Below are 12,812 nucleotides of genomic sequence, written 5' to 3'. Positions count from 1 at the left end.
TAATCATGCAAATGCGCGGCAAGAATATCAGAAAGTCAGCAGGATTTCTGTTCTACCGCCGATAACAACTACTGTCATTGATGCGTATAACGCTAAAAGGTTCTATTTGATGGCCAATAATACCACTGGACTCACCCGAATTATCAAAGCGGCTGGTTATTCCTGGAAAGGTTTTCGTGCGGCGTGGGTCAATGAAGCCGCGTTTCGCCAGGAAGGGGTCGCCTCGGTTGTGGCCATTATCATCGCCTGCTGGCTGGATGTAGACGCCATTACGCGCGTATTACTGATTGGCTCTGTTCTTTTGGTGATGATAGTGGAAATTCTCAATAGTGCGCTGGAAGCGGTGGTTGACCGTATTGGTTCTGAGTATCACGAACTCTCCGGACGGGCGAAAGATATGGGGTCGGCGGCGGTGCTGCTGGCGATTTTCGTTGCGCTGATGACCTGGGCTATGTTGCTGTGGCCGCTTTTCCGCTGAGTCTCGCATAATCTGCGAAAACTCCTGTATTTTGTGTGTTTTGCGGTTCCAAAATAGCCATCAACTGTATATACTCACAGCATAACTGTATATACACCCAGGGGGCGGAATGAAAGCGTTAACGACCAGGCAGCAAGAGGTGTTTGATCTCATTCGAGATCATATCGGCCAAACGGGCATGCCGCCAACACGTGCGGAAATTGCTCAGCGCCTGGGGTTCCGGTCCCCGAATGCGGCGGAAGAGCATCTGAAAGCGCTGGCGCGCAAAGGCGTCATTGAAATTGTTTCGGGCGCATCGCGCGGCATTCGCTTGCTGGTGGAAGAAGAAACCGGCCTGCCGCTGATTGGCCGGGTCGCCGCCGGTGAGCCGCTGCTGGCGCAGCAGCATATTGAAGGTCACTACCAGGTTGACCCGTCGCTGTTCAAACCGAATGCCGACTTCCTGCTGCGGGTTAGCGGTATGTCGATGAAAGACATCGGCATTATGGATGGCGACCTGCTCGCGGTGCATAAAACGCAGGATGTTCGAAATGGCCAGGTCGTCGTGGCTCGCATCGACGAAGAAGTGACCGTGAAACGCCTGAAAAAACAGGGCAACGTCGTTGAACTGTTGCCGGAAAACAGCGAGTTTTCCCCGATTGTCGTCGATCTTCGCCGTCAGAACTTCTCCATTGAAGGGCTGGCCGTTGGCGTGATCCGCAACGGCGAATGGCTGTAATCCTCTCCCGATAACAACGGCGCATCATGCGCCGTTGTTCGTTCTCTTTTCTGTTCAGGTTCCTAACCATGTCGCTCTTCACGGCTGCCGACAAGGCATTATGGCGTCTCGCCCTTCCCATGATTTTCTCCAATATCACGGTTCCCCTGCTGGGCCTGGTGGATACCGCGGTGATTGGCCATCTCGATAGTGCGGTGTACCTCGGCGGCGTGGCGATTGGCGCAACGGCAACCAGCTTCCTGTTTATGCTGCTGCTTTTTTTACGTATGAGCACGACCGGTTTGACCGCGCAGGCTTTTGGCGCGAAAGACCCTGTTCGTCTGGCTCGCGCGCTGGTGCAGCCGCTGCTGCTGGCGCTGGGGGCGGGGCTACTTATCGTACTGTTCAAAGAGCCGCTGATTAATCTGGCGCTTGCTATTGTCGGTGGCAGCGATGCGGTGCTGGAGCAGGCGCGGCGTTTTCTTGAAATCCGCTGGCTGAGTGCGCCGGCATCGCTGGCGAACCTGGTGCTGTTGGGCCGGTTGCTGGGTGTTCAGTACGCCCGGGCTCCGGTTATCCTGCTGATTGTCGGTAATATTCTGAATATCGTCCTCGACCTCTGGCTGGTGATGGGCCTGCACATGAATGTGCAGGGTGCCGCGCTGGCAACGGTCATCGCCGAATATGCCACCATGGCAATCGGCCTGCTGATGGCGCGCAAGGTGCTGGTTCTGCGGGGCATTTCGGTTGCAATGCTGAAAATGGCCTGGCGCGGCAACATCCGTAGCCTGCTGGCGCTCAATCGCGACATCATGCTGCGCTCGTTATTACTTCAGCTTTGCTTTGGCGCGTTGACTGTGTTTGGTGCGCGGCTGGGTAGCGATGTCGTCGCGGTTAACGCGGTGTTGATGACGATGCTCACCTTCACCGCCTATGCGCTGGATGGCTTCGCTTATGCCGTTGAGGCGCACTCCGGGCAGGCTTACGGTGCGCGTGATGACAGTCAGTTACTCAGCGTCTGGCGCGCGGCCTGCCGCCAGGCGGGGATCGTCGCACTGGCTTTTGCGCTGGTTTACGCGCTGGCTGGCGGGCACATCGTCGCAATGTTGACGTCATTACCCTCCCTGCAGCAGCTTGCCGATCGCTACGTATTCTGGCAGGCGGTGCTTCCGGTGATTGGTGTCTGGTGTTATCTGCTGGATGGCATGTTTATTGGTGCGACGCGCGGCGCGGAGATGCGTAACAGTATGGCGGTTGCTGCCGCGGGTTTTGCCCTGACGCTCCTGACAGTACCGATGTTGGGCAATCATGGCCTGTGGCTGGCGCTGGCGGTCTTCCTTGCTCTGCGTGGGCTGTCTCTGGCAGTTATCTGGCGTCGCCATTGGCAGAATGGGACGTGGTTTGCCGCCCCCTCATCTCACCCGATGGTTAAAGATTCTGAATAGTGAATCATCGGCGATATCCTCATCTACACTTATTATCACGTTCAGCAGAAATGAACGTCGAAGGACGATGCGATAACGCAACCATGATCGAACGATAAGGAGCCGATGATGAATAAAGACGAACTCAGCGGTAACTGGAAACAGTTCAAAGGTAAAGCGAAAGAACAATGGGGCAAACTGACCGACGATGATATGACCGTCGTCGAAGGTAAACGCGATCAGCTTGTCGGGAAAATCCAGGAGCGGTATGGATACGCGAAAGATCAGGCCGAAAAAGAGGTCAAAGACTGGGAAACCCGTAACGACTATCATTGGTAGTCACGCTGACGGCACCACGCTCAACTCCCCTCAATGAGCGTAACCTGCCCGCAGGTACAAGGATGTGCCAACCCTCGAATTAACGTGCCTTTTTCTTAATCTGAATGGTGTGGTCGTGGTGGCAATGTTCGTGTGAACGGCAGGCCTCTACTTCCACGCATTCTGCACACAGGCCATGCGCCTCAATCACATTATGACGCAGCGCAAAGCCCATTCGGGCGGCAACCATGTGCATGATATCTTCCACGCCCTCCGCACACTCTTCTTTCACCACACCGCAGCGATCGCAGATAAACATCGCTGAGGTATGCGTTGGCTGGTCAAAGAGATGACAGAGCACGTAGCTGTTGGTGGACTCGACCTTATGTACAAACCCCTGCTCGAGTAAAAACTCCAGCGCCCGATAAACGGTAGGCGGCTTGGCTTGCGGCTCTTTGACGCGTAGCAAATCGAGCAAATCGTAGGCGCTGATTGCCCCCTGCTGCAGGCTCAGCAGACGCAGCACTTCCAGACGTTGTGGAGTCAGGCGCACACCGCGCTGCGCACAGAGCTTTTCAGCCTGCGCCAACATCTCTTGCGAAGTGGTCTTATCCATTTTGCGTCCTCGTGATACGGGGGAAATAGACCTCTACTTTACCATGTTATGGCAAAAACACCGAGTGCCTGAATAATCGCCAATCTGAGGTAAATCCTAAACATCACTATTTCTTGCCGACAACGCGAGAAAAGCTGGGAAGCGCTTTTGACCTCATCTATAAATAAAGCGGACGTTAATCATAATTATAAATTGCCAATAATCCTGATATATCCTGTATTTTTTCCTCTCAATTCAACGCATTCACAGCAAAAGTTCTCCCTTATGCTTCATGGGTATGGGGCGTATTCACCTGCAAATGAACGGAATAACTGTGAAAAAAAACATGAGAAACACGATTCTCCCGCTTACGGCATCTTTGTTTATGGCAAATCAGGCGTTTGCCGCCAATACCTGGTCAGAAGCGCGTAATGATGCGATGGGGGGAACCGGCGTCGCATCGGCAAACTACGGAAGTGGCGTGCTGATTAACCCGGCGCTGCTGGCGAAGGCCAAACCGGACGATGACATTACGGTTATTCTTCCCGCCGTTGGGGCACAAATTTCTGACAAAGATAACCTCCAGGATGAAATCGACGAGATTAACGACAAAGTTAATCACTATCGCGGCGTACTTAATGATTTGACACTGGAGGATATTTTACTCGACCCGCAGGGTACGTTAGGGCAGTTTCAGGGAGCCGCTGGCGATTTGGCGAATGAGCTGGACTATCTGAAGGGGAAAACCGCGCGGGCCAGCGGCGGGGCGGGGATTGCAGTCAGCATTCCAAACGATGTGCTCTCGGTGGCGTTTGTCACCAAAGCCTATGCGCACGGGCGAGTCAGTTCCTCAATCGACCAGGGCGATATTGATTATCTGCGCGGTATCGAAGGTAGCCAGACAACCGCGATTATCGAAGCCGGGAAGGCTGTGGTCGGGGGTTCTGATGAAATTACCAAACATCTTAATTCTACCGCGTCCGGGCGCGTGGCGATTGTCTCTGATTATGGCGTGGCGGTTGCACGGCAATTCCAGTTGGGCGAAGTGCCGGTTTCCGTCGGCATCACGCCAAAACTGCAAAAAACCTGGCTCTATAACTACACCACTTCTGTCTATAACTACGACAGCAGCGACTGGAACAGCAGCCGCTATCGCAATGATGACACCGGCTTTAACGTCGATGCCGGTATTGCGGCGGACTTTGGCGAAAACTGGACGGTGGGCGTGAGCGGGCAAAACCTGATCTCCCGGGATATCGACACGAAAGATGTCTTTATCACCAATGGGGAAACGGGTGTTACCACCAACTATAAAGATACTTATCAGATCCGCCCGCTGGTGACTGCCGGAGTGGCGTGGCATAACGATCTGATAACGGTGAGCGCCGACGGTGACCTGACTGAAACAAAGGGCTTCAAAAGCGAAGAAAATTCGCAATATGTTGGTGTGGGGGCCGAAGTGCGCCCCCTCGACTGGCTCGCCGTGCGCGCCGGTTATCGTGCGGATGTGAAGAACAACGACAGTAATGTGTTCACCGGAGGTGTGGGGTTCGCACCGTTTAACCGTGTGCATGTCGATCTGATGGGGCTGGTTGGTGAGGATGAAACCTGGGGGGCAGGGGCGCAGTTAAGCGTGACGTTCTGATGTTTTTTACCGGATGGCGCTGCGTAGCAAATGGTGCTGATCCTGTTGGCCCGGCAAGCGCAGCGCCACCGGGTGAGCGACATGATCTCCGCTTTTGCTTTGTGCTATAGTAGCGCCCCTTTTTCAGAATGCTTAAATAATCGCCATGTCAGAATCTTCGTCCGCCGTTTTCCCTGCACACCGTTTCTCTATCGCGCCGATGCTCGACTGGACTGACAGACATTGCCGCTACTTCCTGCGTCAACTGTCACGACATACGTTGCTGTACACGGAAATGGTCACTACCGGGGCGATTATTCATGGCAAGGGCGATTACCTGGCTTATAGCGAGGAAGAGCATCCGGTTGCGTTGCAGCTTGGCGGTAGCGACCCGGCCCAGCTTGCGCAGTGTGCGAAGCTGGCGGAAGCGCGCGGCTATGACGAAATCAACCTCAACGTCGGCTGTCCGTCCGATCGTGTGCAGAACGGTATGTTTGGCGCCTGTCTGATGGGGAACGCTCAACTGGTGGCCGACTGCGTAAAAGCGATGCGCGATGTGGTGTCGATTCCCGTCACGGTGAAAACCCGGATTGGCATTGACGATCAGGATAGCTACGAATTTCTTTGCGACTTTATCAACACCGTCGCCGAGCGCGGCGAGTGCGAGATGTTTATCATCCACGCGCGAAAAGCCTGGCTCTCTGGCCTTAGCCCGAAAGAAAACCGTGAAATCCCCCCGCTGGATTACCCGCGAGTGTATCAACTGAAGCGCGACTTCCCGCATCTGACAATGTCGATTAATGGTGGCATCAAATCGCTGGAAGAGGCGAAAAGCCATCTGGAGTATATGGACGGCGTCATGGTGGGGCGTGAGGCATATCAGAACCCCGGCATTCTCGCGACGGTTGACCGTGAAATCTTCGGTGTTGATGGTGCGGATGTAGACCCGGTTGCGGTCGTGCGCTCAATGTATCCCTACATTGAGCGTGAGCTGAGCAATGGCACCTATCTGGGCCACGTCACCCGCCATATGCTGGGGCTGTTCCAGGGCATTCCGGGCGCGCGCCAGTGGCGTCGTTATCTGAGTGAAAACGCCCACAAAGCCGGGGCGGATATTAACGTGCTGGAGCATGCTCTCAAGCTGGTTGCTGACAAGCGTTAAAATTTCACTAAAACCTGGTCAAATTCACCACGCCCGGCACACTGTTGCCGGGCGTGTCTTTTTAAAATCAATAGTTTAAGTTTGGCATGAATCTTGTAATAGCAAACAGAGAATGAATATATCTTTGGGAGAGAGCCATGCTCGAACTGCTATTTGTGATTGGATTTTTCGTGATGCTGCTGGTGACGGGCATTTCACTACTGGGCATTATTGCTGCGCTTTTTGTCGCCACGGCGCTGATGTTTGTCGGCGGTCTGTTTGCTTTGATGATTAAATTGCTGCCCTGGCTGCTGCTGGCGATAGCGGTTGTGTGGGTAATTCGGGCGATTAAATCGCCGAAAATTCCCGAGTATCGCCGGGCATACCGGAGTAATAACCGTTGGCGTTACTAAGGTATTGAGGGGTTCGTCACACAATAGACATTTTGCATAAAACGGCATAGGTTTCGCGTAGTAAATCTGTCACTATTACGCCGCTGACAAATTCATCGAGCTGTACCCTACATACAGCCGAACTAAAAAAAGTAAGGGCTTCCCATGTGGAAGCCCTAAGCTTTTCTAAGGGATCAACAAACTTGACCCCTGCGTAGCCCGGCTCTCCAGCACTTCATGCGCATGCTTTGCATCCGTCAGCCTGAACTTCTGTTTTTCCGCCACATCCACTTTAATCACGCCGCTGGCAATCAATGAGAACAGCTCATTACTTGCTTCCTGTAGCTCTTCTCGCGTGCTCACGTAGCCATAAAGGGAAGGGCGGGTAACATACAGCGAGCCTTTCTGGTTGAGGATACCCAGATTCACACCCGTCACGGGCCCGGATGAATTACCGAAACTCACCATTAATCCGCGGCGTTGCAGGCAGTCCAGCGACGCCTCCCAGGTATCTTTACCGACCGAGTCATACACCACGCGCACTTTCTTACCGCCGGTAATCTCTTTTACGCGCTCAACGATATTTTCATCGCGATAGTTAATCACCTGCCATGCGCCCGCTTTCAGCGCGCGTTCGCCTTTCTCCGCGCTACCGACGGTACCTATCAACTTCGCGCCCAGCGCTTTCGCCCACTGGCAGGCAATCAGCCCTACGCCACCCGCCGCCGCATGGAAAAGAAACGGCTCATCAGGCTGAATTTCATAGGTTTTGCGCAGCAGATAGAACACCGTCAGCCCTTTCAGGAAGGAGGCTGCAGCCTGCTCAAAAGAGATAGCGTCCGGTAATATCGCCACTTTGTCTTCAGCCACATTATGTACAGTGCTGTATGCGCCAGATGAGGACTGGGCGTAAACCACGCGATCACCCACGTTGACGTGCCTGACATCTTTACCAATTTTAGTGACCACCCCAGCCGCTTCCGTTCCGAGGCCGCTCGGCAGCGACGGCGGCGGATAGAGGCCGCTGCGGACATAGGTATCAATATAATTTATGCCGATAGCCTTGTTTTCGACCTGCACTTCATGGTGGGCGGGATCGGCGGGAGTGAACTCCACGGCTTTGAGAACATCGGGGCCGCCATGCTTGTCAAATTCAATGCGCGTTGCCATGCTTCCTCCTGAACAATGTGGTAATCTTTCGACCCAATCTTTATCTCGGTAACTCCATTCACTATGGCAGCAAATAAACCCTTCAACAAACAACAGACTGAAGCTCGTGAGCGTGACCCCCAGGTCGCGGGGCTGAAAGTGCCGCCGCACTCGATTGAAGCGGAACAGTCGGTGTTGGGCGGTTTGATGCTGGATAACGAACGCTGGGACGACGTCGCCGAGCGTGTAGTGTCTGACGACTTTTATACCCGTCCGCATCGCCACATCTTTACTGAAATGGGGCGTTTACAGGAAACCGGCAGCCCGATTGACCTGATCACGCTGGCGGAATCGCTGGAGCGTCAGGGACAGCTTGATAGCGTTGGCGGTTTTGCCTATCTGGCGGAACTGTCAAAAAACACGCCAAGTGCGGCGAACATCAGCGCTTATGCCGATATCGTTCGTGAACGTGCTGTTGTCCGTGAGATGATTTCGGTCGCCAATGAGATTGCCGAGGCCGGTTTCGACCCCCAGGGCCGTACCAGTGAAGATCTGCTCGATCTCGCGGAATCCCGGGTCTTTAAAATCGCCGAAAGCCGCGCCAATAAAGACGAAGGCCCGAAAAATATCGCCGATGTGCTGGACGCCACCGTCGCGCGTATCGAGCAACTGTTCCAGCAGCCGCACGACGGTGTTACCGGGGTGAATACCGGCTATGACGATCTCAATAAAAAAACCGCGGGCCTGCAGCCGTCGGATCTGATTATTGTTGCGGCGCGTCCGTCGATGGGTAAAACGACATTTGCAATGAACCTCGTTGAAAACGCGGCGATGTTGCAGGATAAACCGGTGCTAATCTTCTCACTGGAGATGCCATCGGAACAGATCATGATGCGTTCCCTGGCCTCGCTGTCGCGCGTCGATCAGACCAAAATTCGTACCGGGCAACTGGACGACGAAGACTGGGCGAGGATCTCCGGAACGATGGGCATTCTGCTGGAAAAGCGCAATATTTACATCGATGACTCCTCCGGTCTGACACCGACGGAAGTGCGATCGCGCGCGCGCCGTATTGCCCGTGAGCACGACGGCATTGGGCTTATCATGATCGACTACCTGCAGTTGATGCGCGTGCCTTCGCTCTCCGACAACCGTACCCTGGAAATTGCCGAAATCTCACGCTCGCTCAAGGCGTTAGCCAAAGAATTACATGTGCCGGTGGTGGCGCTGTCGCAGCTTAACCGCTCACTGGAACAGCGCGCCGATAAACGCCCGGTCAACTCCGACCTGCGTGAATCCGGCTCAATCGAACAGGATGCCGACTTAATCATGTTTATCTACCGTGATGAGGTTTATCACGAAAACAGCGACTTAAAAGGCATTGCAGAAATTATTATCGGTAAACAGCGTAACGGCCCGATCGGCACCGTGCGTCTTACCTTTAATGGTCAGTGGTCGCGCTTTGATAACTATGCGGGGCCGCAGTACGACGATGAGTAATGTCATCAATGTGTTTTATCTCTAATAAATCAGGTAACGAAAGCAAACAATTTTCAAGGAATACAAATGCAAGCGGCTACTGTAGTGATTAACCGCCGCGCTCTGCGACACAATCTGCAACGTCTGCGTGAACTGGCGCCCGCCAGCAAACTGGTTGCGGTGGTGAAAGCGAACGCCTATGGACACGGTCTTCTTGAGACTGCGCGAACGCTTCCCGACGCCGACGCTTTTGGCGTTGCCCGTCTGGAAGAGGCTCTTCGGCTACGTGAAGGCGGCATTACGCAGCCCATCTTACTGCTTGAAGGCTTTTTTAACGCCTCTGATCTCCCGGTTATCGCCGATAAACAGTTACACACCGCCATACATAACATGGAGCAACTGGAAGCGCTGGAAACCGCGCAGCTCAGCCGCCCGGTAACAGTATGGATGAAACTCGATACGGGGATGCATCGCCTTGGCGTGCGCCCGGAAGAGGCGGAGGCGTTTTACCAGCGTCTGAGCGAGTGCAAAAACGTCAGCCAGCCGGTCAACATCGTGAGCCACTTTGCCCGCGCCGACGAACCAGAATGCGGTGCGACGGAAAAACAGCTCGATATCTTTAACACGTTCTGCGAAGGCAAACCGGGGAAGCGCTCTATTGCGGCATCTGGCGGCATCTTGCTGTGGCCGCAATCGCATTTCGACTGGGCGCGTCCAGGCATTATCCTTTACGGCGTCTCACCGCTGGAGCAAAAGCCCTGGGGGCCGGATTTCGGCTTTCAGCCGGTGATGTCGCTCACCTCCAGCCTGATTGCCGTGCGCGAACATAAAGCGGGCGAAGCGGTGGGCTACGGTGGTACCTGGATTAGCGAACGCGACACACGCCTTGGCGTGGTGGCAATGGGGTACGGCGACGGCTATCCGCGCGCTGCGCCTTCGGGTACGCCGGTGCTGGTCAATGGCCGCGAAGTGCCGATTGTCGGGCGCGTGGCGATGGACATGATCTGCGTTGACCTGGGGCCGGAAGCGCAGGATAAAGCGGGCGATCCGGTGGTGATGTGGGGCGAAGGGTTACCCGTTGAACGCATTGCGGAGATCACGAAAGTAAGCGCTTATGAACTTATCACGCGCCTGACCTCGCGCGTGGCGATGCAGTACCTTGATTGAATACGCGTCGTGTTGCCGGGCGGCGGCTGTGCCTGCCCGGCTTACGGCCATCCTGTAACCGCTCTCTTCTTCAAACATCCTCTCGACCTTCTCACGCTTCCGGTTTATTGTGTTATTACCTGCCTTCTGTAAACCTGGAGAACCACAACGTGTTTCAAAAAGTTGACGCCTACGCTGGCGACCCCATCCTTTCGCTGATGGAGCGTTTTAAAGAAGATCCGCGTAGCGATAAAGTGAATCTCAGCATCGGGCTGTACTACAACGAAGAGGGCATCATCCCCCAGCTTCAGGCGGTTGCTGATGCTGAAAAGCGCCTCGCGGCTGAACCGCATAGCGCCTCGCTTTATCTGCCGATGGAAGGGCTAAACAGCTACCGCCAGGCCATTGCGCCGCTGTTGTTTGGCGCCGATCACCCCGCGCTTCAGAAGCAGCGTATCGCCAGTATTCAGACGCTGGGCGGTTCCGGGGCGCTAAAAGTAGGGGCAGACTTCCTCAAACGCTACTTCCCGGATTCCGGCGTCTGGGTCAGCGACCCCACCTGGGAAAACCACGTTGCCATCTTTGAAGGCGCGGGCTTTACGGTGAAAACCTATCCGTGGTTCGACGCAGAAACAAACGGTGTACGTTTCGATGCGCTGCTGGAAACGCTCAACACGCTGCCTGCGCAAAGTATCGTCCTGCTGCACCCGTGCTGCCATAACCCGACAGGGGCAGACCTGACTAACAGCCAGTGGGATGCAGTAACGGAAGTGCTGAAAGCGCGCAACCTGATCCCGTTCCTCGATATCGCGTATCAGGGCTTTGGCGGCGGCATGGAACAGGATGCATATGCTATCCGCACGATTGCGGCGGCAGGATTACCGGCTCTGGTGAGCAACTCCTTTTCGAAAATTTTCTCGTTGTATGGTGAGCGTATCGGCGGCTTGTCCGTGGTCTGCGAAGATGCCGACGCCGCAGGGCGCGTGCTGGGCCAGTTAAAAGCGACGGTACGTCGTAACTACTCCAGCCCGCCGACCACCGGGGCGCAGATTGTGTCTACCGTGCTGAACGATGAGGCACTGAAAGCGTCGTGGCTGGCGGAAGTGGAAGCGATGCGCACGCGCATTCTGGACATGCGTCAGGCGCTGGTGAACGTGCTGAAAGACGCCATGCCGGAAGGAAATTTCGATTACCTTCTTAAGCAGCGCGGTATGTTCAGCTACACCGGCCTGAGCGCCGCGCAGGTCGATCGCCTGCGTGATGAGTTCGGCGTTTACCTGATTGCCAGCGGTCGTATGTGCGTCGCCGGGCTAAATTCCCGCAACGTGCATCGTGTGGCGCAGGCATTTGCGGCGGTAATGTAAGCGAGTACTCACTCTCTGTATGGTATCGCTGCCGTGCGGAGAGTGTGATAAGTAAAAATGTGATCTCCTATCCTTTTTCTCGGATAAATCCTGGAAAATCCTTCCCTTCACTCCCTCTAACCGTTAAGGTCTTTCTAATTTTTTGATGCATCACTCATATCAAAACAAAAACAAGACGACGATTTAGGGAAAACTATGCGCAAGATCACACAGGCGCTGAGCGCCGTTTGTTTGTTGTTCGCGTTAAATAACACAGTCACCGCTCACGCTTCATCTCCTTCTCCGCTCTATCCGGGTACGGATGTCGCCAGACTCGCTGAACAAGCCCCCATTCACTGGGTATCGGTGGCACAGATTGAAAGCAGCCTGATGAGCCATCCGCCAATGGCCGTAGGTTTCGATATTGACGATACGGTGCTGTTTTCCAGCCCGGGTTTCTGGCGTGGGCAGAAAACCTGGTCTCCGGGCAGCGAAGCGTATCTGAAGAATCCGGCATTCTGGGAAAAAATGAATAACGGTTGGGATGAGTTCAGCATTCCTAAAGAAGTGGCGCGCTCGCTGATTGCGATGCACGTAAAGCGTGGGGACAGCATTTACTTCATCACCGGGCGCAGTGAAACCAAAACTGAAACAGTCTCAAAAACCCTCCAGGATGACTTCCTCATCCCGGCAACCAGCATGAACCCGGTTATTTTTGCCGGTGATAAGCCTGGGCAGAATACTAAAACCCAATGGTTGAAAGAGAAGGGCGTGAAAGTTTTCTACGGCGATTCGGATAACGATATCTCGGCGGCGCGTGAAGCGGGAGCCCGCGGTATTCGCGTTCTGCGCGCGTCAAACTCGACCTACCGCCCATTGCCGCAGGCCGGGAAGTTTAATGAAGAGGTGATCGTTAACTCTGAGTATTAAACGCTCGCGCGTAAAAATGATGCTTTTTTAGTCGGAATTAGTTGCCGGAAGGTTTAACCTTTCGGCAACTTGTTGCACACTGAGACGATGGCTTTT

The 12,812-nt window shown here is 54.4% G+C and carries 13 protein-coding genes; 11 read left to right on the top strand and 2 right to left on the bottom strand.

The genetic code is table 11. The annotated features are described in order from the left end of the window. Positions 1–109: 109 nt before the first annotated feature. From VSR74_RS20275 to VSR74_RS20260, 4 genes are all read left to right on the top strand, one after another. Positions 110–478, top strand: coding sequence for a diacylglycerol kinase (locus tag VSR74_RS20275; protein ID WP_347796360.1), 369 nt, complete (start codon positions 110–112; stop codon positions 476–478). Positions 479–587: 109 nt separating this feature from the next. After that, a complete protein-coding gene (gene lexA, locus VSR74_RS20270; RefSeq protein ID WP_108476009.1) occupies positions 588–1,196 on the top strand; it encodes a transcriptional repressor LexA in 609 nt (202 codons plus the stop codon). A gap of 68 nt (positions 1,197–1,264) precedes the next feature. Continuing rightward, complete coding sequence (gene dinF / locus VSR74_RS20265; RefSeq protein ID WP_347796359.1) at positions 1,265–2,620, top strand: MATE family efflux transporter DinF; 1,356 nt, start codon at positions 1,265–1,267, stop codon at positions 2,618–2,620. Between the two features lie 108 nt (positions 2,621–2,728). Further along, positions 2,729–2,938, top strand: coding sequence for a CsbD family protein (locus VSR74_RS20260; protein WP_347796406.1), 210 nt, complete (start codon positions 2,729–2,731; stop codon positions 2,936–2,938). Positions 2,939–3,017: 79 nt separating this feature from the next. On the opposite strand, the gene zur is transcribed toward VSR74_RS20260, so the two are convergent. Continuing rightward, positions 3,018–3,533: a zinc uptake transcriptional repressor Zur gene (gene zur, locus VSR74_RS20255; RefSeq protein WP_347796358.1), complete on the bottom strand. Its 516-nt coding sequence runs from the start codon at positions 3,531–3,533 to the stop codon at positions 3,018–3,020. Positions 3,534–3,858: 325 nt separating this feature from the next. Here zur and VSR74_RS20250 point away from each other — a divergent pair, with 325 nt between their 5' ends. From VSR74_RS20250 to pspG, 3 genes are all read left to right on the top strand, one after another. Continuing rightward, positions 3,859–5,157 carry a conjugal transfer protein TraF gene (locus tag VSR74_RS20250; RefSeq protein WP_411914274.1) on the top strand — a complete coding sequence of 433 codons (1,299 nt, stop codon included), beginning with the start codon at positions 3,859–3,861 and terminating at the stop codon, positions 5,155–5,157. Between the two features lie 145 nt (positions 5,158–5,302). Next, positions 5,303–6,298, top strand: coding sequence for a tRNA dihydrouridine(20/20a) synthase DusA (gene dusA, locus VSR74_RS20245; protein ID WP_347796356.1), 996 nt, complete (start codon positions 5,303–5,305; stop codon positions 6,296–6,298). A 137-nt stretch (positions 6,299–6,435) separates the two neighbouring features. Further along, entirely contained in the window at positions 6,436–6,690 is a 255-nt protein-coding gene (pspG, locus tag VSR74_RS20240) for an envelope stress response protein PspG (RefSeq protein ID WP_347796355.1), read from the top strand. Positions 6,691–6,855: 165 nt separating this feature from the next. Here pspG and VSR74_RS20235 read toward each other — a convergent pair whose 3' ends face one another. Next, a complete protein-coding gene (locus VSR74_RS20235; RefSeq protein WP_347796354.1) occupies positions 6,856–7,839 on the bottom strand; it encodes a quinone oxidoreductase in 984 nt (327 codons plus the stop codon). Between the two features lie 63 nt (positions 7,840–7,902). On the opposite strand from VSR74_RS20235, the gene dnaB reads away from it, so the two are divergent. The 4 genes from dnaB to aphA all read left to right on the top strand — a co-directional run bounded on the left by dnaB (position 7,903) and on the right by aphA (position 12,716). Continuing rightward, positions 7,903–9,318, top strand: a complete 1,416-nt coding sequence (gene dnaB / locus VSR74_RS20230; protein WP_041686336.1) for a replicative DNA helicase — start codon at positions 7,903–7,905, stop codon at positions 9,316–9,318. Between the two features lie 66 nt (positions 9,319–9,384). Continuing rightward, positions 9,385–10,464, top strand: coding sequence for an alanine racemase (gene alr, locus VSR74_RS20225; protein WP_347796353.1), 1,080 nt, complete (start codon positions 9,385–9,387; stop codon positions 10,462–10,464). 149 nt (positions 10,465–10,613) lie between these two features. Continuing rightward, positions 10,614–11,807: an aromatic amino acid transaminase gene (gene tyrB / locus VSR74_RS20220; RefSeq protein ID WP_347796352.1), complete on the top strand. Its 1,194-nt coding sequence runs from the start codon at positions 10,614–10,616 to the stop codon at positions 11,805–11,807. A 195-nt stretch (positions 11,808–12,002) separates the two neighbouring features. Next, complete coding sequence (gene aphA / locus VSR74_RS20215; protein WP_347796351.1) at positions 12,003–12,716, top strand: acid phosphatase AphA; 714 nt, start codon at positions 12,003–12,005, stop codon at positions 12,714–12,716. The last annotated feature ends 96 nt before the right edge of the window (positions 12,717–12,812 follow it).

Source organism: Pseudocitrobacter cyperus (assembly GCF_039889165.1).
GTDB lineage: Bacteria > Pseudomonadota > Gammaproteobacteria > Enterobacterales > Enterobacteriaceae > Pseudocitrobacter > Pseudocitrobacter cyperus.
This window is presented reverse-complemented; position numbering and strand designations above follow the sequence as displayed.

Bases quoted from the DNA above. Each gene is read 5' to 3' on its own strand.
- dnaB (WP_041686336.1), top strand. From the start codon at position 7,903: ATGGCAGCAAATAAACCCTTCAACAAACAACAGACTGAAGCTCGTGAG.
- VSR74_RS20250 (WP_411914274.1), top strand. From the start codon at position 3,859: ATGAGAAACACGATTCTCCCGCTTACGGCATCTTTGTTTATGGCAAAT.
- VSR74_RS20260 (WP_347796406.1), top strand. From the start codon at position 2,729: ATGAATAAAGACGAACTCAGCGGTAACTGGAAACAGTTCAAAGGTAAA.
- lexA (WP_108476009.1), top strand. From the start codon at position 588: ATGAAAGCGTTAACGACCAGGCAGCAAGAGGTGTTTGATCTCATTCGA.
- zur (WP_347796358.1), bottom strand. From the start codon at position 3,533: ATGGATAAGACCACTTCGCAAGAGATGTTGGCGCAGGCTGAAAAGCTC.
- VSR74_RS20275 (WP_347796360.1), top strand. From the start codon at position 110: ATGGCCAATAATACCACTGGACTCACCCGAATTATCAAAGCGGCTGGT.
- dusA (WP_347796356.1), top strand. From the start codon at position 5,303: ATGTCAGAATCTTCGTCCGCCGTTTTCCCTGCACACCGTTTCTCTATC.
- pspG (WP_347796355.1), top strand. From the start codon at position 6,436: ATGCTCGAACTGCTATTTGTGATTGGATTTTTCGTGATGCTGCTGGTG.
- aphA (WP_347796351.1), top strand. From the start codon at position 12,003: ATGCGCAAGATCACACAGGCGCTGAGCGCCGTTTGTTTGTTGTTCGCG.
- dinF (WP_347796359.1), top strand. From the start codon at position 1,265: ATGTCGCTCTTCACGGCTGCCGACAAGGCATTATGGCGTCTCGCCCTT.
- VSR74_RS20235 (WP_347796354.1), bottom strand. From the start codon at position 7,839: ATGGCAACGCGCATTGAATTTGACAAGCATGGCGGCCCCGATGTTCTC.
- alr (WP_347796353.1), top strand. From the start codon at position 9,385: ATGCAAGCGGCTACTGTAGTGATTAACCGCCGCGCTCTGCGACACAAT.